The sequence below is a fragment of the Streptomyces fragilis genome, from assembly GCF_003112515.1.
GTDB classification, from domain to species: domain Bacteria; phylum Actinomycetota; class Actinomycetes; order Streptomycetales; family Streptomycetaceae; genus Streptomyces; species Streptomyces fragilis.
The window spans coordinates 1-19,035 of the sequence record NZ_BEVZ01000001.1 but is presented as its reverse complement, the minus strand read 5'-3'; the positions used below and the strand labels follow the sequence as shown (position 1 = coordinate 19,035).

The following is a 19,035-nucleotide window of genomic DNA, read 5'->3' as shown; positions in this document are numbered from 1 at the left end:
GACGAACTTCACCTTCTGGGGTCGTCTTGAAAGAAGGAAGGTTTGTGCCGTGTGTGGCCGGGACACATGGCGCACAACCGGTCGCGTCAAACCTGTCGGTGCCGATCGCCTCCCGGCGAGCCCTGATCCAGCTGTGATCGAGCTCGCAGGGGGCGTCTGCTGAGCCAACGTCAGCCCGTGGAAGTTCAGGATGATTTGAACACTTTCGACGGGTCCTTGGTTCCGCAGGGTGAATAAGGGGCTCAATAGCAGATCCTGGCTTGACTCGCCCGGAGCGGCACACTTGTAATTTCACTCGTGTCGTTCGGCCACAGTCAGTAACGGCCGAATCACACGGGGACATCACGGGGACGCGGAAAGACAGACGAGGGGCGCAGCATGACCGAGCTGGTGCAGCAACTGCTGGTCGACGACGCGAACGAGGAGCTCGGCTGGCAGGAGCGCGCGCTGTGCGCCCAGACCGACCCCGAGTCCTTCTTCCCGGAGAAGGGCGGCTCCACGCGGGAGGCCAAGAAGGTCTGTCTCGCCTGCGAGGTGCGCTCCGAGTGCCTGGAGTACGCGCTCGCCAACGACGAGCGCTTCGGGATCTGGGGCGGGCTCTCCGAGCGGGAGCGCCGCAGGCTCAAGAAGGCCGCCGTCTGACCGACCGGACGCCTCCCGGCGACCGGACAGACGGCACAGTTCGTTCCACAACGTACGGCCCGCCGCCCGTGGTTCTCCACAGGCGGCGGGCCGTTTGTCGTCCAGCCGTTAGTGTGGCTCTCCGTCCGAGACGCCACACCGTCGCCGGCCGAGGCCGCAGCCTCCGGGGCTGCCGCCTGTGCCGGGGGTGGGGCGTCCACCGCAGTCCATCGAACCGGGGCCTGTACCTCGATGACCGTGCACAGCCAAACGGCAGTCCCTCGGGACGCCGCCACTCCCGAGTTCCCGCGCCACGTGGTCACGGCGGTGCTCGTCGCACACGACGGCGCCCGCTGGCTCCCCGACGCGCTCGCGGGGCTGCTCGGCCAGGAGCGTCCGGTGCAGGACGCCTTCGCCGCCGACACCGGCAGCGCCGACGACTCCGCGCGCCTGGTCACCGAGGCGCTCGGCCCCGACCGCGTGCTGCACCTCGCCCGCCGCACCGGCTTCGGCCAGGCGGTCGACGAGGTGCACCGCTCGGCGCCCGTCCTCACCCCCGAGGACCTGCCCTACCTGAAGAGGCCGAGCGGCTGGGACCCGGCCACCCGCAGCTGGCGGGACGAGGCCTACGACCTCCCCGACCTGCCCCACGGCGAGCCGGTGCACTGGCTCTGGCTGCTGCACGACGACTGCGCGCCCGCCCCGGACGCCCTGGCCCAGATGCTGTCCGTCGTCGAGCGCGAGGCCCAGGTCGGCCGCGACATCGCCGTCGTCGGGCCCAAGCTGCGCGGCTGGTACGACCGCCGCCAGCTCCTCGAGGCCGGCGTCACCATCGCCAACAGCGGCCGCCGCTGGACGGGCCTGGACCGCCGCGAACAGGACCAGGGGCAGCACGACTTCGTCAAGCCCGCCCTCGCCGTCTCCACCGCCGGCATGCTGATCCGCCGCGACGTCTACGAGGAGCTCGGCGGCTTCGACCGCCGGCTGCCGCTGATGCGCGACGACGTCGACCTGTGCTGGCGCGCCCAGTCCCGCGGCCACCGCGTCCTGGTCGCCCCCGAGGCCGTCGTCCGGCACGCCGAGGCCGCCTCCCGCGAGCGCCGCGACGTCGACTGCGTGGGCCGCACCGTCGCCTCCCCGCACCGCGTGGACAAGGCCGGCGCCGTCTACACGCTGCTCGTCAACAGCCCCGGCTCCGCGCTGCCCTGGGTGCTCCTGCGCCTGGTCGTCGGCACCGTGCTGCGCACCCTGGGCTACCTCGTCGGCAAGCTCCCCGGCCAGGCCGTCGACGAGATCCGCGGCCTGCTCGGCGTGCTGCTGCGCCCCGAGCGGATCCTCGCCGGGCGCCGCCGCCGAGCCCGCCCCGAGGTCCCCAGGAGCGAGCTGAAGGAACTCTTCCCGCCCCGCGGCGCGACCCTGAGGGCCACCCTCGAACAGGCCGCGGGCAGCCTGACCGACCGCTCCGACCCGGACGCCACCACCGGCGCGGGCCGGCACGGCGGCGGCGGCGACTCGGACGAGGCGTTCGTCGCGCCCGAGCAGCACGCCCGCCTCAAGCGGGTCGCCCGCAACCCCGCCCCGGTCCTCTTCGCGCTGCTCCTGCTGGTCTCGCTGGTCGCCTGCCGCTCGCTGTTCTCCGGCGGAGCGCTGGCCGGCGGCGCCCTGCTGCCCGCCCCCGACAGCGCCTTCGACCTGTGGGCCTCCTACACGTCCGCCTGGCACGCGGTCGGCGCCGGCGGCACCGGCGCCGCGCCCCCGTACCTCGCCGTGGTGGCCGCCCTCGGCACCCTGTTCGGAGGCTCCGCGGGCTTCGCGGTCACCTTCCTGCTGGTGTGCTCGGTGCCGCTGGCCGGCCTGAGCGCCTACTTCGCCTCCCGCCCGCTGGTCCCGTCCCGGCTGCTGCGCGCCTGGGCCTCCGTCGTCTACGCGTTCCTGCCCGCCGTGACGGGCGCCCTGGCCGGCGGCCGCCTCGGCACGGCCGTGCTGGCGATGGTGCTGCCCCTGATGGCCCGTGCGGCGGTCGCCGCGAGCGGCCTCACCGCGCGCGGTGACGCCCGCGGCACCTGGCGCGCCACCTGGGCCTACACCCTGCTGCTCACCCTCACCACGGCGTTCACGCCGATCGTGTGGCCGCTCGCCCTGGTCGTCGGGGTCATCGTGCTCGCGCTGCGCCGCCGGGACCTGGTGCCCTACGCGCTGCGCCTGCTCGCCCAGCTGGGCACGCCCCTGCTGGTGCTCGCGCCCTGGTCGCTCTCGCTGCTGCCGACCGGCTTCTTCACCGAGGCCGGCATGGACTTCGGCGTCGGCGCCGCCTCGCCGCTCGACCTGCTGGGCGCCAGCCCCGGCGGGCCCGGCACGGTCGGCGGGCTGCTGCTGGTCGGCGTCGTCCTGGCGGCGCTGGCCGCCCTGCTGCGCGACGAGCGCCGCATGCCGGTCACGGGCGCCTGGGTGGTCGCCCTGCTGGCCCTGCTCCTCGCGGCCCTGTCCAACCGCTCCGCCTGGGCCGGCCCGGCCACCCTGGTCTACGGCCTGGCCCTGCTGTGCGCCGCCGCCATCGGCGCGGACGGCGCGCGCTCCCGGGTCGCCGAGCAGAGCTTCGGCTGGCGCCAGCCGGTCGCCGCGCTGATCGGCCTGGCCGCCGCGGTCGGCCCGCTGATCGCGGCCGTCGGCTGGATGGTGGCCGGCGCCGAGGGGCCGCTGGAGCGGCGCGACCCGGTGCAGGTGCCCGCGTTCGTCGCCGAGGAGAGCGGCGACGACGACCAGGCCCGCACCCTGGTCCTGGACAGCACCTCCCCGGCCCACGTCGGCTACACCCTGGTCCGCGGTTCCGGCGCCCGCCTCGGCGACGCCGACGCGGCGCTCACCATGGGCGACAACACGGTCCTCGACAAGGTGGTCGCCCACCTGGTCGCCGGTTCCGGCGCCGACCAGACCGACGAGCTCGGCGACTTCGCGATCCGCTACGTCCTGGTCCGCCCGGGCGCCCCCCGCGAGATCACCCGCGTGCTGGACGCCACCCCCGGTCTGAGCCGGCTGAGCCAGCAGGACGGCAGCGGCCTGTGGCGCCTGGACCGTGAGGTCTCCCGCGCCGTGGTCCTGCCCTCCAAGGACGCCCCCGCGGGCAAGGCCGAGCCGGTCGCCGCGGGCCCGGTGGACGTCGCCGGCCGGATCCCGGCCGGTCCCGAGGGCCGCGTCCTGCGCCTCGCCGACACCTTCGACGACGGCTGGACCGCCACCGTCGACGGCGCCGAGCTCACCCCGGTCGAGCTCGACGGCTGGGCCCAGGGCTTCCGGCTGCCGCCCGGCGGCGGCGCGCTGGAGGTCACCCACGAGAACACGCTGACCCACACGGTGTGGCTCGGCGCGCAGGGCCTGCTCGCCCTCACGCTGGTCGTGCTCGCCCTGCCGGGCCGCCGCCGCGACATCGACGACGACCTGCCCGACGAGGCCCCCGTGATCACCGCGGAGGACCTGGAGGGAGACGGCCGCCGGGCCCGCCGTCTGCGCGCCCAGGCCGAGGCGGAGGCCGCCACCCAGGGGGCCACCGCGCAGGGGGCCACCGCGCAGGGGGCCGCCGCGCAGGCGACCACCGGGCAGGGGGCCGCGGTGCCGCACCAGCAGACCGGCGAGCCGTACCCCCGCCCCGGGGACGCCCGGGAGGACGACGGCCGTGACGACGACGGCCGTGACGACGACGGTCGTTCCGGCGCCCCGGCCGAGGAGGCCTACGCCGCCGCGGCGCAGTCCGGCGGCTACGGCAACGGCGGCTGGCCCGCCGACGCCTACGACCCGTACGGCCCCGCTGCCGGCGACCCCGCGGCCCCCGCGGGCGGCGGCGAGTACAACGGCCCCTACGGCGACTTCGTCGCCGGGGAGGCGTACGCGCCGGACGCCGACGCCCAGGGCTACCGCCAGGACGGCCAGGAGTACGGGGGGTCCTACGGCCAGCAGTACGGCCAGGAGTACGACGCCGGGTACGGCCGGGAGCACTACGGCCACGACTACGGCAGTGAGCGTCCCGACGGGAGCCAGCAGTGAACCGCACCATGTCCCTGATCGCCGGCACGGTCGCCCTGGCCGCCGTCACCGGCGTCGCCGTGCTGACCGCCCCCGAGGCCCCGTCGGCCGAGGTGGCCCGGGCGGCCGCCGAGCGGCCCGTGGAGCGCACCAAGCTGCTCTGCCCGTCGCCCAGCCGCTCGGACATCGCGGAGACGCTCTACACGACCTTCAGCCCGGTCACCGAGGGCGCCGCCGAGGGCGGCGGGGCCGAGCTGGTGGCCGCCGCTCCGCCCGGCGGCGCCTACGACGGCGCGGAGCAGCAGGAGGGCGAGGACGGCGGCACGTCCGAGGACCCGGAGAAGTCCGGGGACCGGGAGAAGTCCGGGGACGGCGGGAAGTCCGAGGGCGCCGGCGCGGCGTCCGGCAAGCCGGTGCTCAAGCTCAAGGAGCCCGGCAAGCCGGCCACCCGGGAGGTCTCCGGCGGCGAGGGGGACGCGCTGCTCGGCACCGCCGACGGTCGCTTCGCCCCCGGCTGGGCGGTCCAGCAGACCACCACGGTCACCGTCGGCTCAGGCCGCGGCCTGCACGGCGCCGCCTGCACCGTGCCCGACACCGACTTCTGGTTCCCGGGCGCCAGCACCGCCGAGTTCCGCACCGACTACGTCCACCTGACGAACCCGGACGACTCGGCCGCCGTCGTCGACATCGAGCTCTACGGTCCCGAGGGCCAGCTGGAGACCTCCATTCCCGACGGGATCACCGTGCCGCCCCTGGGCAGCGAGCGCGTGCTGCTCTCCACCCTGACCGACCAGCCGCTGCCCGACGTCACGGCGCACGTCGGCGTCCGCAGCGGCCGGGTCGCCGCCCAGGTGGAGGCCCTGGACACCGGCAACGGCGGCGACTGGATCGCCCCCGCCGCCGAACCGGCGGGCTCGCTGGTGCTGCCCGGCATCCCCGAGGACGCCACCTCGGTCCGCCTGATCGCCTACGCGCCCGGCGACTCGGACGCCGACCTCACCGTCCGCCTCGCCTCGCCGACCGGGACCATCACCCCGGCCGGTCACGAGTCCCTGCACGTCAAGGCGGGCATGACCGCCTCCACGGACCTCAAGGACGTCACCCGTGGCGAGGCCGGCTCGCTGCTGCTCACCCCGACCGGGCGCGACGTGCCCGTGGTGGCCGGACTCCAGGTGGTCCGCGGCAAGGGCGGCAAGCAGGAGACGGCCTTCATCCCCGCCACCGAGGCCGTCACCACCCGCGCCACCGCGCTCGGCAACACCGCCAAGGGCACCACGCTCTCCCTGGTCGCGCCGACCGGGGACGCCACGGTGAAGGTGACCTCGTCCCCGGGCAGCGAGGGCGGCACCGGCGCCTCCCGGACCTACAAGCTGAAGAAGGGCACCACCACGAACGTGGAAGTGCCCGTGCCGAGCGGCCTCAAGGGCACCTACGCCCTGGTGGTCGAACCGGTCTCCGGCGGTCCGGTGTACGCGTCGCGCACCCTGGTGGACAGCCTGGGCGGCATCGCCGCGTTCACCGTGCAGACCCTGCCGGACGACCGCGGCCGGGTCGCCGTCCCCACCGCCGAGCAGGACCTGACGGTGCTGCAGGACTGACGGTCCGCCACGTCGGACCACCGGCAGCGGGGGAGGAGGGCGCGAGCGCCCTCCTCCCCCGCTGCCGTCCGCACCGCGCGCACCACGGGACGCCGGCCCCCGGCGGACGCCGGCTCAGTCCTCGTCGTCGTAGCGGGGATCCACCGCCTCCGGGGTGAGGCCCAGCAGATCCGCGACCTGCTCGACCACCACCTCGTGCACCAGCGCGGCCCGCTCCTCCCGGCCCTTGCTCCGGATCTCCACCGGCCGCCGGTAGACCACGACGCGGGCCGGGCGGCCCTCCCGGCCGGGGACCGTACCGCCCAGCGGCACCGCCTCGTCGTTCCACGCGTCGTCGGAACCCGGCGCGGGCGGCACCTCGAGGACCAGGAAGTCGACCTCGGCCAGCTGCGGCCAGCGCCGCTCCAGCCGCTCCACCGAGTCCTGCACCAGGTCGGCGAAGAGCTCCGCACGGCTCGCGGCGAGCGGCACCTGCGGAGGCGCGATCGGGCCGCGCATGCCGCGGCCGTGGCGGTCCCGCCGGCGGGGCCCGGGGCCCGTGGGGCGGGGCGGTACGGGGTTCTCCATCACCGGTGCAGCGTAATCGTCCGCGCCGCCCCGCGCCCGCCCGCGCGGCGGGTACCGGTTGATCCCTTTTTGCCGTGAGTTCGCCGGAGGTGTCGTCGCGACACGGGCGGGTGACGTAGGGGAGAGTCGTCGCGGCCCGCTCAAGAGTGCGGTACCGTCCATCGTCGTGAGCCCTGTACGTCGCTGTTCGCGCACCGCCTGCGGCCGACCCGCCGTCGCGACGCTGACGTACGTCTACGCCGACTCGACCGCGGTCCTCGGCCCGCTCGCCACCTACGCCGAGCCCCACTGCTACGACCTGTGCGCCGAGCACTCCGAGCGCCTCACCGCCCCGCGCGGCTGGGAGGTCGTCCGGCTCCTCGACGGCTCGGCCCCCGCCCGCCCCACCGGCGACGACCTCGAGGCCCTCGCCAACGCCGTGCGTGAGGCGGCCCGTCCGCCGGAGCGCACCACCGAGGGCGGTTCCGCCGGCCGGTCCGGCGACCCCCTGGAGGGTCCCCGCCGCGGACACCTCCGCGTGCTGCGTTCGCCCGACAACTGACCCGCCCGGCCCCGGCGTCGACCGCGTCTCCCGGACAACCGCCGCCACACGGCCGACGGTTGTGCGCGCGGTCTCCACGCCCTCGTCGGCCGAGCCGCTCCCCGCCGGCCCGCGGTCGCCCGGACGGCGGGCCGGTCGCACGGTGTGGCGAAAAGGGCGGAGGGTAACTTGGGGTCATCAGCCGACTTCCAGGAGGACAGGCCGTGGCCGTAGATCTGTCGCAGCTCGTGAAGGCGTACGACGTGCGCGGTGTGGTGCCGGACCAGTGGGACGAGCCGCTGGCCGAGCTCTTCGGGGCCGCCTTCGTCGACGTCGTGGGCGCCACAGCGATCGTCACCGGGCACGACATGCGCCCGTCGTCCCCCGGCCTCTCCCGCGCCTTCGCGCGCGGCGCGGCGGCCCGTGGCGCGGACGTCGTCGAGATCGGCCTCTGCTCCACCGACCAGCTGTACTACGCCTCCGGCGCCCTCGACCTGCCCGGCGCGATGTTCACCGCCTCGCACAACCCGGCGCAGTACAACGGCATCAAGATGTGCCGCGCGGGCGCCGCACCGGTCGGCCAGGACACCGGGCTCGCCGAGATCCGCGCCCTGGTCGAGGGCTGGGCCGAGACCGGCGGGATCCCCGAGATCGCCGAGAAGCAGGGTTCCATCACCCAGCGGGAGACCCTCGAGGACTACGCCGCCTACCTGCGGTCGCTGGTCGACCTCACCTCGATCCGCCCGCTGAAGGTCGTGGTCGACGCCGGCAACGGCATGGGCGGCCACACCGTCCCCACGGTGCTCGGCGGTCTGCCCCTCGAAGTCGTCCCCATGTACTTCGAGCTCGACGGCACCTTCCCCAACCACGAGGCCAACCCGCTCGACCCGGCCAACATCGTCGACCTGCAGAAGCGGGTCCGCGAGGAGGGCGCCGACATCGGCCTGGCCTTCGACGGCGACGCCGACCGCTGCTTCGTGGTCGACGAGCGCGGCGAGCCGGTCTCCCCGTCCGCGATCACCGCGCTGGTGGCCTCCCGCGAGCTCGCCAAGCACGGCGGCGAGGGCGTGGTCATCCACAACCTCATCACCTCCTGGTCCGTCCCCGAGGTGGTCGAGGAGTGCGGCGGCACCCCCGTGCGCACCCGGGTCGGCCACTCCTTCATCAAGGCGGAGATGGCGAAGTCCGGTGCGATCTTCGGTGGCGAGCACTCCGCCCACTACTACTTCCGCGACTTCTGGAACGCCGACACCGGCATGCTGGCCGCGCTGCACGTCCTCGCCGCCCTCGGCGGACAGCAGGGCACCCTCTCGGAGCTGGTCGCCCAGTACGACCGGTACGCGGCCTCCGGCGAGATCAACTCCACGGTCGACGACCAGGCCGGCCGCCTCGCCGCGCTCAAGGAGACCTACCAGGGCCGCGAGGGCGTCACCCTCGACGAGCTCGACGGCCTGACCGTCACCGCCGCCGACTGGTGGTTCAACGTCCGGCCCTCCAACACGGAGCCGCTCCTGCGCCTCAACGCCGAGGCCCGCGACGAGCCGACCGTCAACCGTGTCCGCGACGAGGTCCTCACCATCATCCGCGGCTGACCACACCCTGCGCCTGTCCTCCCCCTGCTCGAGCGAAGCCGAGAGCTCGGGGGAGGGCCGGCGCAGGCGGTGCGTTCCATGCGTGACGGTTCGCTCAACAGTGGCCGAGTCCGCGGCGGAGCCCCGGTCAGGCGGGGGAGAGGCCCCACGCGGCGGACCACCGCTGCCCCGCCGCGGCCCTCACCCCCCCCCACAGCCGACCGGGTACGCTGACGTCGCCCTACAGCCCCACCCCTCCGGAGGGACCCCATGCCGCTCGAACCCGGCCTCCTCGAGATCCTCGCCTGCCCGGCATGCCACGCTCCCCTCCAGGAGCGCGACGAGGAACTCGTCTGCACCGCAGACGACTGCGCCCTGGCCTACCCCGTCCGCGACGGCATCCCCGTGCTGCTCGTCGACGAGGCCCGCCGCCCCGCCTAGGCGACGCGGCCCCGCCGCCCCGCCCGGACGGACGCCCCGCCGCCCACCCGGGCGCACGGCAGGGCCCGCCCCTCCCGGGCGAACCGACGACACGACCCGCCGCCGGAGGCTCCCCGCCATGTTCGACGAATCGCTGCTCGACGACCCCGAGGGCCTGTCCACGGCGGACCGGCGCGCACTCCTCCGCGGCGCCGCCGAGGCGGGCGCCCGCGTCCGCATCGCCCTGCGCAACGCCGACGAGGCCGGCGTCCCCGGCCTGCGCCCGGACGGCCGCCCGCGCGCCGTGCTGATCGCCGGCCCCGGCGCCGCCGCCACCCACACCGCCGACCTCCTCGGCACCCTGGCCGGCCCCGGCAGCCCCGTCATCCGCCTGGCCCCCACCGGCGTCGCCCCGGCGGCGGGCGCCCTGCGCTGGGACCTGCCCGGCTGGGCGGGCTCCCTGGACCTGCTCCTGATCGCCACCCCCGACGGCGCCGAACCCGGCCTGTCGCTCCTGGCCGAGCAGGCGTACCGCCGCGGCTGCACGGTCGTCGCCGTGGCCCCCGGCCGCAGCCCGCTGGCGGACTCCGTCGGCGTCGCGCGCGGCCTGTTCCTGCCGATGGCGGCGGCGCCCCGGCGTTCCGACGACGAGCGGGACGACACCCGGCCCGCCCTCACCGCCTCGGCCCCCGGCGTCCTGTGGGCACTGCTCACCCCGCTGCTCGCCCTCCTGGACCGCACCGGCGTGCTGCACGCGCCGCCGGCCGCCCTGGAGAAGGTCGCCGACCGCCTCGACGCCGTCGCCGAGCGCTGCGGGCCCGCCCTGCCGGCCTACGGCAATCCGGCCAAGACCCTCGCCGCCGAACTCGCCGAGTCCCTGCCGGTCGTCTGGACCGAGGGCCACTCCGCCGGACCGGCGGGCCGCCGCTTCGCCGCGGCCCTCGCCGAACTGGCCGGCCGCCCCGCCGTCGTGGCCGAGCTCCCCGAGGCGATGGACGCCCACAGCGCCCTGCTCTCCGGCCCGCTCGCCGCCGGCGGCGACCCCGACGACTTCTTCCGCGACCGCGTCGAGGAACCGGCGGCCCTCCGGGCGCGTGTGGTCCTCCTGCGGGACCGCCCCACCGGCGGCCTCAGCGCGGCCCCCGCCGCCCGGGACCTGGCCGTCGGCCACGACACCCCGGTCAGCGCACTGGAGCCGGAGGACGGCGAGGAACTCGAGACCCTGGCGGAACTGATCGCCATCACCGATTTCGCCGCCGTTTACCTGGCGCTCGCCTCGGGTGTCTGAGCTGGTGCCGGAACACCGCACCCGCCCCGGAACCCCCGGCGCGGGGGACACGCCGAGACACCCGGAGACGAAGGGTATGGACCTCCTCACCAACACCATCCGCCCCTACGCGTGGGGCTCCACCACCGCCATCGCCGAACTGATCGGCGAACGGCCCACCGGTGAGCCGCAGGCCGAGATGTGGATGGGGGCCCACCCCGGAGCGCCCTCCCGGACCCCGCGCGGCAGCCTGCCCGACGTGATCGCCGCCGACCCCGAGCGCGAACTCGGCGCCGGGACCGTCGCCCGCTTCGGCCCGCGGCTGCCGTTCCTGCTCAAGCTGCTCGCCGCCGCCAGTCCTCTCTCGCTGCAGGTCCACCCCGACCTCGTCCAGGCCCGCGAGGGGTACGAGGCCGAACAGCGCCGCGGCATCGCCCTCGATGCCCCGGACCGCAACTACAAGGACGCCAACCACAAGCCCGAGCTGATCTGCGCCCTCACCGACTTCGAGGGCCTGTGCGGCTTCCGCCCGGCGGCCGGGACCGCCGACCTGTTCGACGGCCTCCAGGTGCCCGCCCTCGCCCCGTACGTCGAGGCCCTGCGCACCCTCCCCGAGGAGGACGCGCTGCGCCAGGTCCTGACCGCGGTCCTCACCGGCGACTCCGAGGAGACCGCCCGGACCGTCGCCGCCACCGCGGCGGCCTGCGAGCGCCTCGGCGGGCGGTACGAGGTCTACGCCCGCATAGCGCGCCACTTCCCCAGCGACCCCGGGGTCCTCGCCTCGATGCTGCTGCACCACGTCCGCCTGGCGCCCGGCGAGGCCCTCTACCTGTCGGCGGGCGTCCCGCACGCCTACCTCCGGGGCCTGGGCGTCGAGCTGATGTCCACCTCGGACAACGTGCTGCGCTGCGGTCTCACCCCCAAGCACGTCGACGTCCCCGAACTGCTGAAGGTGGTCCGCTTCGCGTCCTGCGGGAGCGAGGTCCTCACCCCGCGCGCCCTGCCGGACGGCGAGGAGCTGTACGAGACCCCGGTGGACGAGTTCCGCCTCTCCCGCCTCCGCCTCACCGACGGATCCGCCGGCGTCGACCTGACCCGGCCCGCGCCCCAGGTGCTGCTGTGCACCGAGGGCGGTGTCCGCGTCGGCGAACTGAAGCTCGGGCCCGGCGCTTCGGTGTTCGTCCCCGCCGGAGAAAGAACCGAAGTGTCCGGGAGCGGGACGCTTTTCCGGGCAACCGTCTCCTGCTGAGGACCGCTCGGCAGCACGGCCGTCACGCCCCGGGGGCAGCGGCCTGCAACAATGCCGACGGTCAACGGACATGACGGCTGAGCAGGAAGGACCACGCGAACTCATGAGCGCGTCAGGCGGAACCAAGGCGATCGTGGCGGCACTGGCCGCGAACCTCGCGATCGCGGTAGCGAAGTTCGTGGCGTTCCTCTTCAGCGGCTCGTCGTCGATGCTCGCGGAAAGCGTCCACTCGCTCGCCGACTCCGGCAACCAGGGCCTGCTGCTGGTCGGCGGCAAGAAGGCCAAGCGCGAGGCCACCCCGCAGCACCCCTTCGGCTACGGGCGCGAGCGGTACATCTACGCCTTCCTGGTCTCCATCGTGCTCTTCTCGCTCGGCGGCATGTTCGCCCTGTACGAGGGCTACGAGAAGATCAAGGACCCGCACTCGCTGGAGCACTGGTACTGGCCCGTCGGCGTGCTGGTCTTCGCGATCATCGCCGAGGGCTTCTCCTTCCGGACCGCCATCAAGGAGTCCAACGGCCTCCGCGGCGGTCTCTCCTGGACCCAGTTCGTCCGCCGGGCCAAGGCGCCCGAACTGCCCGTCGTCCTGCTGGAGGACCTCGGCGCGCTGGTCGGTCTGGTCCTCGCCCTCGGCGGCGTCGGCCTCGCCATCCTCACCGGCGACGGTGTCTGGGACGGCATCGGCACCCTGTGCATCGGCGTCCTGCTGATCGTGATCGCCCTCGTGCTGGCCGCCGAGACCAAGTCGCTGCTGCTCGGCGAGGCCGCCGGCATCGAGGAAGTGAAGAAGATCGAAGCCGCGGTGGTCGACGGCGACACCGTGCCCCGTCTCATCCACATGCGCACGCTGCACCTGGGCCCCGAGGAGCTGCTGGTCGCCGCGAAGATCGCGGTCAAGGCCGACTCCAGCGCCGCGGAGATCGCCGGCGCGATCGACGCCGCCGAGAAGCGCGTGCGCGCCGCGGTTCCCATCGCCCGCGTCATCTACCTCGAGCCGGACATCTACAGCGAGACCGCCGCGGCCGCCGGCCCCGACCCCGAGGCCACCCCGGGCGGCGCCGCCCCCGGCCACTGACCCGCCTCCCCTTCCCAGGGCCCGCCCCGGCACCCCCGGCGGCGGGCCCGCTTGTTTCCCGTCCAGTTCCCGCCCTGTTCCCGCCCCGGCTCGCTCGACGGGGTCGGGGGCGGGGGCGGGGGTGCGGTCCGGTTCCGGGGAAGCTGCCGGCCGGTTTCCGGGGAAGGGCCGGCCGGGTTGGTTCCGGGGAGGGGCCGGCCCGGGCGGGAAGCCCCGAGCAGTGGCCCAGCCCTCGGCACTCAGGGCCGTGCCGCCCACTCCGGCATCGCGACCCCCACCGGCACCTCCCGGCGCCGCCCCACCGCCCCGACGATCCCCAGCACGATCCCCACGAGCAGCACGAGCACCCCCGCCGCAGCCCCCACCAGCAGCCACCGCAGCGCGGACCCCGGCACCACCCGCCCCACCACCGCGTCCACCGCGACCGTGCCACCCCGGTCGTCGAGGAAGGACCGCGAGTCGCGCGCGTTGCCCCGGTTGTCGCCCAGCAGGAACAGCCGCCCCTCGGGCACCGTCACCTCGTAGGGCGACGTCGAGGCGGTCCTCCCGTCAGGCAGGTACGGCTCGTCCAGCTTCCGCCCGTCGACCGTCACCTCCTCGGTCCACCCCTCGCGGCGCGAGGCCACCCGCTCCCCGCCGGTGGCGACGACCCGCTGCACCACCAGCACGTCGCCGTACCGCTCCGGAGCCGAGTACAGCACCACGTCGCCGCGGCGGAGCCGGTCCCCGCCCGCGCCGCCCGACCCGAGGTCCGTCCCGTCGATGCGCTCGTAGAACATCCGGTCACCCGGCTCGAACGTCGGCCGCATGCTCTCCGAGGGGATCGTCGCCGTTCCGTAGCCCGTCAGCACCCGCACGAGGCACGTCGCCGTCAACGCGGCCCCCACCACCGCCGCCGTCACGCCCGCCGTCACCAGCCGCGCCGCTCCACTCATCATCTGCCCCTTCTGCAGGCCCCGTTGGGCCTGAAGAGGCTAGCGGGGCCGTCCCGGACTGGGGCGCGGCGGGGCGGCCGGTGTAGCTTGGGACGGAGCCAGACGTCGCTGCTGATGGCGGTCGGGCGGTACCCCGCGGTGAGCGGCGGGCCGGCCGAGGGAGAGAGGGCCTCCGACGGACTGCGCTGCGCGCGCGTGGGCACTCCTGTGCCGACGAGGCACCGCGGTGCCCCGTACGCCGTCGCGCAGACCAGCCGTACCCGACCTCTACCCGCACACCGCTATCCGCGAGGAGCAGCACTTCATGACTGTCGACAACCGACAGGACTTCAAGGTCGCCGACCTCTCCCTGGCCGAGTTCGGCCGCAAGGAGATCACTCTCGCCGAGCACGAGATGCCCGGCCTGATGGCGATCCGCGAGGAGTACGCCGAGGCGCAGCCGCTGGCCGGCGCCCGCATCACCGGCTCCCTGCACATGACGGTCCAGACCGCCGTCCTGATCGAGACCCTGGTCTCCCTCGGCGCGCAGGTCCGCTGGGCCTCCTGCAACATCTTCTCCACCCAGGACCACGCGGCCGCCGCCATCGCCGTCGGCCCCGACGGCACTCCGGACGACCCGCAGGGCGTTCCCGTCTTCGCCTGGAAGGGCGAGACGCTGGAGGAGTACTGGTGGTGCACCGAGCAGGCGCTGACCTGGCCGGACAGCCCCACCGGCGGCCCGAACATGATCCTCGACGACGGCGGCGACGCCACCCTCCTCGTGCACAAGGGCGTCGAGTACGAGAAGGCCGGCGAGGTCCCCGCCCTGGAGACCGCCGAGTCCGAGGAGCACCTCGAGATCCTCCGCCTGCTGCACCGCACGATCGGCGAGGGCTCCCAGAAGTGGACCCACCTGGCGTCGGAGATCCGCGGCGTCACCGAGGAGACCACCACCGGCGTGCACCGCCTGTACGAGATGCAGCGCGACGGCGTCCTGCTCTTCCCGGCGATCAACGTCAACGACGCGGTGACCAAGTCGAAGTTCGACAACAAGTACGGCTGCCGCCACTCCCTGATCGACGGCATCAACCGCGCCACCGACACCCTGATCGGCGGCAAGACGGCCGTGGTCTGCGGCTACGGCGACGTGGGCAAGGGCTGCGCGGAGTCGCTCCGCGGCCAGGGCGCCCGGGTGATCGTCACCGAGATCGACCCGATCTGCGCGCTGCAGGCGGCGATGGACGGCTACCAGGTCACCACGCTCGACGAGGTCGTGGAGACGGCGGACATCTTCATCACCACGACCGGCAACAAGGACATCATCATGGCCGCCGACATGGCCAAGATGAAGCACCAGGCCATCGTCGGCAACATCGGCCACTTCGACAACGAGATCGACATGGCCGGCCTCGCCAAGGTCCCCGGCATCGTCAAGGACGAGGTCAAGCCGCAGGTCCACACCTGGACCTTCCCCGACGGCAAGAAGATCATCGTGCTGTCCGAGGGCCGCCTGCTGAACCTGGGCAACGCGACCGGCCACCCGTCGTTCGTCATGTCCAACTCGTTCGCGGACCAGACCCTGGCCCAGATCGAGCTGTTCACCAAGCCCGACGCGTACCCGATCGGCGTCTACGTGCTGCCCAAGCACCTCGACGAGAAGGTCGCCGCCCTCCACCTCGCCGCGCTCGGCGTCAAGCTCACCAAGCTGCGCCCCGAGCAGGCCGCCTACATCGGCGTCGAGGTCGACGGCCCGTTCAAGTCGGACCACTACCGCTACTGAGCGGCGGTCCGCAGCACGGCACCTCCCGGCAGGCCCTCGCCCTCGCGGCGGGGGCCTGCCCCCGTCCGGCACCCCGAGCACCCAGGACATCCGATGCCCACCGGCCGCTACCTGCTCCACGACCCGCACGACGGCGCCCCGCTCGGCGAGGAGCACTTCCAGTGCGCGCCCGGCCCGTCCGGCTGGCGCTACGTCTCCCAGCTGCTCACTCCCACGGGTGACCACCGGGGATCGGTCGACGTCACGCTCGACGATCTCGGCCGCCCGCTGCGCGTGGAGCTCCACGCCGGCGGCTGGCAGGTACGCGGCGCCGCCCTCGACGGCGTCACCTGGGTGCGCACCGACCCGACGGGGACCCACGCGACCGAGGGGAACGTCCGCGCCCACGCCTTCACCGGCGACTCCCCGGCCTTCCTGGTCGCCACCGCCCGCCTGCTGCGCCCGGAGCCGTCCGGCGGGCCGGTCCGCGTCCGTCTCGTCGCGTTCACCGACCCGGTCCTCGCGCCGCTCACGGTCGACCGGACCTGGGCCCTCGTCGGCAGGGACGCGCACCCCACCGACGCCGGCCCGCTCGTCGTGGACGAGTACCGGGTCACCGACCTCGACACGGGGGAGGTGCACGCCGTCCACCTGGCGGGTGACGTGGTCCTGTCCGCACCCGGGATCGAGCTCGACGACCTGCGGTCACCGCCGTCGGCCTTCGCCGACGGCGGCGCGTAGGCCACCTCAGGCCGGGGGCACGTGGACCCCGGGCCTGAGGCGCGCAGACCTCAGGCCGGCGGCGCGAAGCCGCCGCCGCGGGCCGGGGTCTCCTCCGGCACCGCCGGCTTCACCGGGCCCGCGGGCCCCGACGGCGCCGAGGGCGGCACGGGGAGCGCCGGGGGCACGGGGAGCGCCGGGGGTGCCGGGTCCGTTGCCGGAGCGGGAGACGGAGCCGCTGCGGGAGCGGGGGAGTCCGGGTGGGCCGGCGGTGTCGTCGGAGGGGGCGCAGGGGTTGCCGCCGTCGGCGGAGCCGGAACGGACCCCGGAGCCGGAGCGGGCCAGGACGCCGGAGCAGGAGCGGCCGCGGGCCAAGAGCCGGGAGCGGCCGCGGGGCCGTACCCCGGAGCGGGAGCGGAGCCGTACCCCGGAGCGGGAGCGGAGCCGTACCCCGGAGCGGCCGCGGGGCCGTACCCCGGAGCAGGAGCGGAGCCGTACCCCGGAGCCTGCCCCCATGTGGGGGCGGCCCCGCCCACCGGCGAGGGGTACGCCCCGCCCACCGGCGCCTGCACCCGCGCCCGCGCCTGCGCGGCGGCCTGCGCCCGAGCCGCCTCCCGTATCTGCCGCTCGTAGAACACCGCCCCCAGGAACTCCGGCGCCGACATCCCCTGCGTCTGCGCCCCCGTCCGGGCCGCGACGTCCCCGGCCAGCCGGTGCGCCACCTCATGGCCCACCGCGGGGTCCAGCTGGAACATCCGCGTCAGGTACTGCCGCACCGCCAGCCACAGGTCGTCCGGCACGGCGGAGAGGTCCAGTGCGGCGAACCGGCCGATCAGCCACGGCGGCGGCGGAGGAGTCCCCGTCACCTGCCCGCCCGGCACCCGCTCGCGCACCACCAGCGTCCCGGCGAACACGTCGCCCAGCCGCCGGCCCCGTGCCGAGGCCAGGGAGGCGATGCAGGCGACCACGCCGAAGGTCAGGATGAGCTCGAACATCCCGATCAGTCCCCGGACCAGCGCGTGACGGAACCCGATGGGCCCGCCGTCGTCCCGCACCACCCGCAGTCCCAGGGCCAGCTTGCCCAGTGACCGACCGCGGGTGAGCGCCTCCACCGCGATGGGCGCGCCGACGGGGATCAGCAGGAAGGTCCCGAGCGAGATCGCGGCGCCCGCCGCGTCGTCGACGGTGTTCATCGTCGCGAAGAGCAGCATCATCACGATGACCCAGGCCAGCAGCACCACCATCAGGTCGAGCACCACCGCCAGAGCCCTGCTCGGCAGCCGCGCCGGTCTGACCTCCAGGGCCACCGCCTCCCCGGTCACCAACTGATCCATCCGCCCCGCCCCTTCCGACCGCCCCGACTTCCGACACCGTGATCATGCCGCCGCCGGGATTCCTCCCGCACTGACGTACGGGCCGCCAGTCTGCCAAGCTGTGCAGCACGCCGCCGCAGGACCGCCCTGTCGACACAGGTTGAGGAGCAGCCGACACCCATGGATCTGGACGTCTTCGTCTCCACCCATCGTGCCGAGTGGGACCGTCTGGAAGCGCTGCTCAACCGCCGGCGCCGCCTGACCGGCGCGGAGGTGGACGAACTCGTCGCCCTCTACCAGCGCGCGGCGACCCACCTCTCCGCCGTCCGCTCCAGCGCCCCGGACCCGCGGATCACCGGCCGGCTGAGCCAGCTGGTCGCCCGCGCCCGCAGCCGTGTCACCGGCACGCGCAAGGCGTCCTGGAAGGACGTCGCCCGTTTCCTCGGGCAGGGCTTCCCGGCCGCCGTCTACCGCTCCCGCCGCTGGTGGGTGCCGACCGCGATCCTGTCCATCGCGGTCGGAGCCCTCCTCGCCTGGTGGGTGGCCACCCACCCCGAGGTCCAGGCGATCCTCGGCTCGGACGAGGACCTGCGCGAGATGACCCGTCCCGGCGGTCAGTACGAGAACTACTACTCGAGCCACCCGGCCGCCTCGTTCGCCGCCCAGGTGTGGACGAACAACGCCCAGGCCGCGGCGCTCTGCCTGATCATGGGCGTCTTCCTCGGGCTGCCGGTGCTCTACGTCCTCTACCTCAACATGCTGAACCTGGGCATCGGTGTGGGCCTGATGGCCGACGCCGGACGACTCGAACTCTTCCTCGGCCTGCTCCTGCCGCACGGTCTGATCGAGCTCACCGCCGTCTTCGTCGCCGCGGGGACGGGTCTCAAGCTCGGCTGGACGGTCATCGACCCGGGACCGCGGACCCGCAGGACGGCGCTCGCCGAGGAAGGGCGGGCGGCTCTGGCCATGGCGATCGGCCTGGCCCTGGTGCTCTTCGTGGCCGGCGCGATCGAGGGCTTCGTGACCCCGTCGGGCCTTCCGACCTGGGCGCGCGTGGGCATCGGGGTCGTCGTCGAGCTGGCGTTCCTCGCCTACGTCTGGGTACTCGGCGGTCGCGCGGTACGGGCGGGCGAGACGGGCGACGTGGAGGAGAGCGGCCGGAGCGCCGAGGCGCCGGTCGTCGCCTGATGTGCATCGGACCCTTACAAGCTGCTACTCTCCTCTTCGCCCCCGGAACTGCCGTTGACGCGGCACGATGGGGGAGGTAGATTAGAACAGTTGCCCGGAGCGGTGCGGAGCACCCACTGGCAGCCGGTAGGATCTACCGAGTCGCTTACCGGACGTTCACCGGACCGGAGCGGCAATCCCCCGATAAATCGGAAATTCGAAGCCGGCAAGACCGGCCGAAAACATCTGATAAAGTC

Annotated in this window: 15 protein-coding genes; 12 read left to right on the top strand and 3 right to left on the bottom strand. The window is 74.4% G+C overall.

Translation table 11 applies throughout. The features are described from left to right. Positions 1-378 precede the first annotated feature (378 nt). From Sfr03f_RS00075 to Sfr03f_RS00065, 3 genes are all read left to right on the top strand, one after another. Positions 379-642 (top strand): WhiB family transcriptional regulator, encoded by a 264-nt coding sequence (locus Sfr03f_RS00075; RefSeq protein ID WP_108951581.1) that lies wholly within the window; start codon positions 379-381, stop codon positions 640-642. Positions 643-873: 231 nt separating this feature from the next. Beyond that, positions 874-4,659: a glycosyltransferase family 2 protein gene (locus Sfr03f_RS00070; protein ID WP_108951580.1), complete on the top strand. Its 3,786-nt coding sequence runs from the start codon at positions 874-876 to the stop codon at positions 4,657-4,659. Next, a complete protein-coding gene (locus Sfr03f_RS00065) occupies positions 4,656-6,236 on the top strand; it encodes a DUF5719 family protein (RefSeq protein ID WP_108951579.1) in 1,581 nt (526 codons plus the stop codon). Before Sfr03f_RS00070 ends, Sfr03f_RS00065 begins: the two co-directional genes overlap by 4 nt. Before the next feature lie 114 nt (positions 6,237-6,350). Here Sfr03f_RS00065 and Sfr03f_RS00060 read toward each other — a convergent pair whose 3' ends face one another. Continuing rightward, the gene (locus tag Sfr03f_RS00060) at positions 6,351-6,803 is read right to left on the bottom strand and encodes a metallopeptidase family protein (RefSeq protein WP_108951578.1); all 453 of its coding nucleotides are present in this window, start codon (positions 6,801-6,803) and stop codon (positions 6,351-6,353) included. A gap of 160 nt (positions 6,804-6,963) precedes the next feature. Here Sfr03f_RS00060 and Sfr03f_RS00055 point away from each other — a divergent pair, with 160 nt between their 5' ends. The 6 genes from Sfr03f_RS00055 to Sfr03f_RS00030 all read left to right on the top strand — a co-directional run bounded on the left by Sfr03f_RS00055 (position 6,964) and on the right by Sfr03f_RS00030 (position 12,905). Further along, positions 6,964-7,344: a DUF3499 domain-containing protein gene (locus tag Sfr03f_RS00055; RefSeq protein ID WP_372514354.1), complete on the top strand. Its 381-nt coding sequence runs from the start codon at positions 6,964-6,966 to the stop codon at positions 7,342-7,344. A gap of 203 nt (positions 7,345-7,547) precedes the next feature. After that, a complete protein-coding gene (locus tag Sfr03f_RS00050; protein ID WP_108951577.1) occupies positions 7,548-8,915 on the top strand; it encodes a phosphomannomutase/phosphoglucomutase in 1,368 nt (455 codons plus the stop codon). Positions 8,916-9,164: 249 nt separating this feature from the next. Further along, complete coding sequence (locus Sfr03f_RS00045) at positions 9,165-9,335, top strand: Trm112 family protein (RefSeq protein ID WP_108951576.1); 171 nt, start codon at positions 9,165-9,167, stop codon at positions 9,333-9,335. A 118-nt stretch (positions 9,336-9,453) separates the two neighbouring features. Beyond that, positions 9,454-10,602: an SIS domain-containing protein gene (locus Sfr03f_RS00040; RefSeq protein ID WP_108951575.1), complete on the top strand. Its 1,149-nt coding sequence runs from the start codon at positions 9,454-9,456 to the stop codon at positions 10,600-10,602. A gap of 76 nt (positions 10,603-10,678) precedes the next feature. Then, positions 10,679-11,830, top strand: coding sequence for a mannose-6-phosphate isomerase, class I (gene manA, locus Sfr03f_RS00035; protein ID WP_108951574.1), 1,152 nt, complete (start codon positions 10,679-10,681; stop codon positions 11,828-11,830). A 103-nt stretch (positions 11,831-11,933) separates the two neighbouring features. Further along, positions 11,934-12,905 carry a cation diffusion facilitator family transporter gene (locus Sfr03f_RS00030; protein ID WP_108951573.1) on the top strand — a complete coding sequence of 324 codons (972 nt, stop codon included), beginning with the start codon at positions 11,934-11,936 and terminating at the stop codon, positions 12,903-12,905. Between the two features lie 239 nt (positions 12,906-13,144). Here the strand turns inward: Sfr03f_RS00030 and lepB are convergent, their stop codons facing one another. Further along, complete coding sequence (lepB, locus tag Sfr03f_RS00025) at positions 13,145-13,843, bottom strand: signal peptidase I (protein ID WP_108951572.1); 699 nt, start codon at positions 13,841-13,843, stop codon at positions 13,145-13,147. 301 nt (positions 13,844-14,144) lie between these two features. Here lepB and ahcY point away from each other — a divergent pair, with 301 nt between their 5' ends. Next, a complete protein-coding gene (ahcY, locus tag Sfr03f_RS00020) occupies positions 14,145-15,599 on the top strand; it encodes an adenosylhomocysteinase (protein ID WP_108951571.1) in 1,455 nt (484 codons plus the stop codon). A 93-nt stretch (positions 15,600-15,692) separates the two neighbouring features. After that, on the top strand, positions 15,693-16,319 hold the full coding sequence (locus tag Sfr03f_RS00015) for a hypothetical protein (RefSeq protein WP_108951570.1): 627 nt from the start codon (positions 15,693-15,695) through the stop codon (positions 16,317-16,319). A gap of 50 nt (positions 16,320-16,369) precedes the next feature. On the opposite strand, the gene Sfr03f_RS00010 is transcribed toward Sfr03f_RS00015, so the two are convergent. Then, a complete protein-coding gene (locus tag Sfr03f_RS00010; protein ID WP_108951569.1) occupies positions 16,370-17,632 on the bottom strand; it encodes an RDD family protein in 1,263 nt (420 codons plus the stop codon). 159 nt (positions 17,633-17,791) lie between these two features. Here Sfr03f_RS00010 and Sfr03f_RS00005 point away from each other — a divergent pair, with 159 nt between their 5' ends. After that, the gene (locus tag Sfr03f_RS00005) at positions 17,792-18,799 is read left to right on the top strand and encodes a stage II sporulation protein M (RefSeq protein WP_108951568.1); all 1,008 of its coding nucleotides are present in this window, start codon (positions 17,792-17,794) and stop codon (positions 18,797-18,799) included. Positions 18,800-19,035 lie beyond the last annotated feature (236 nt).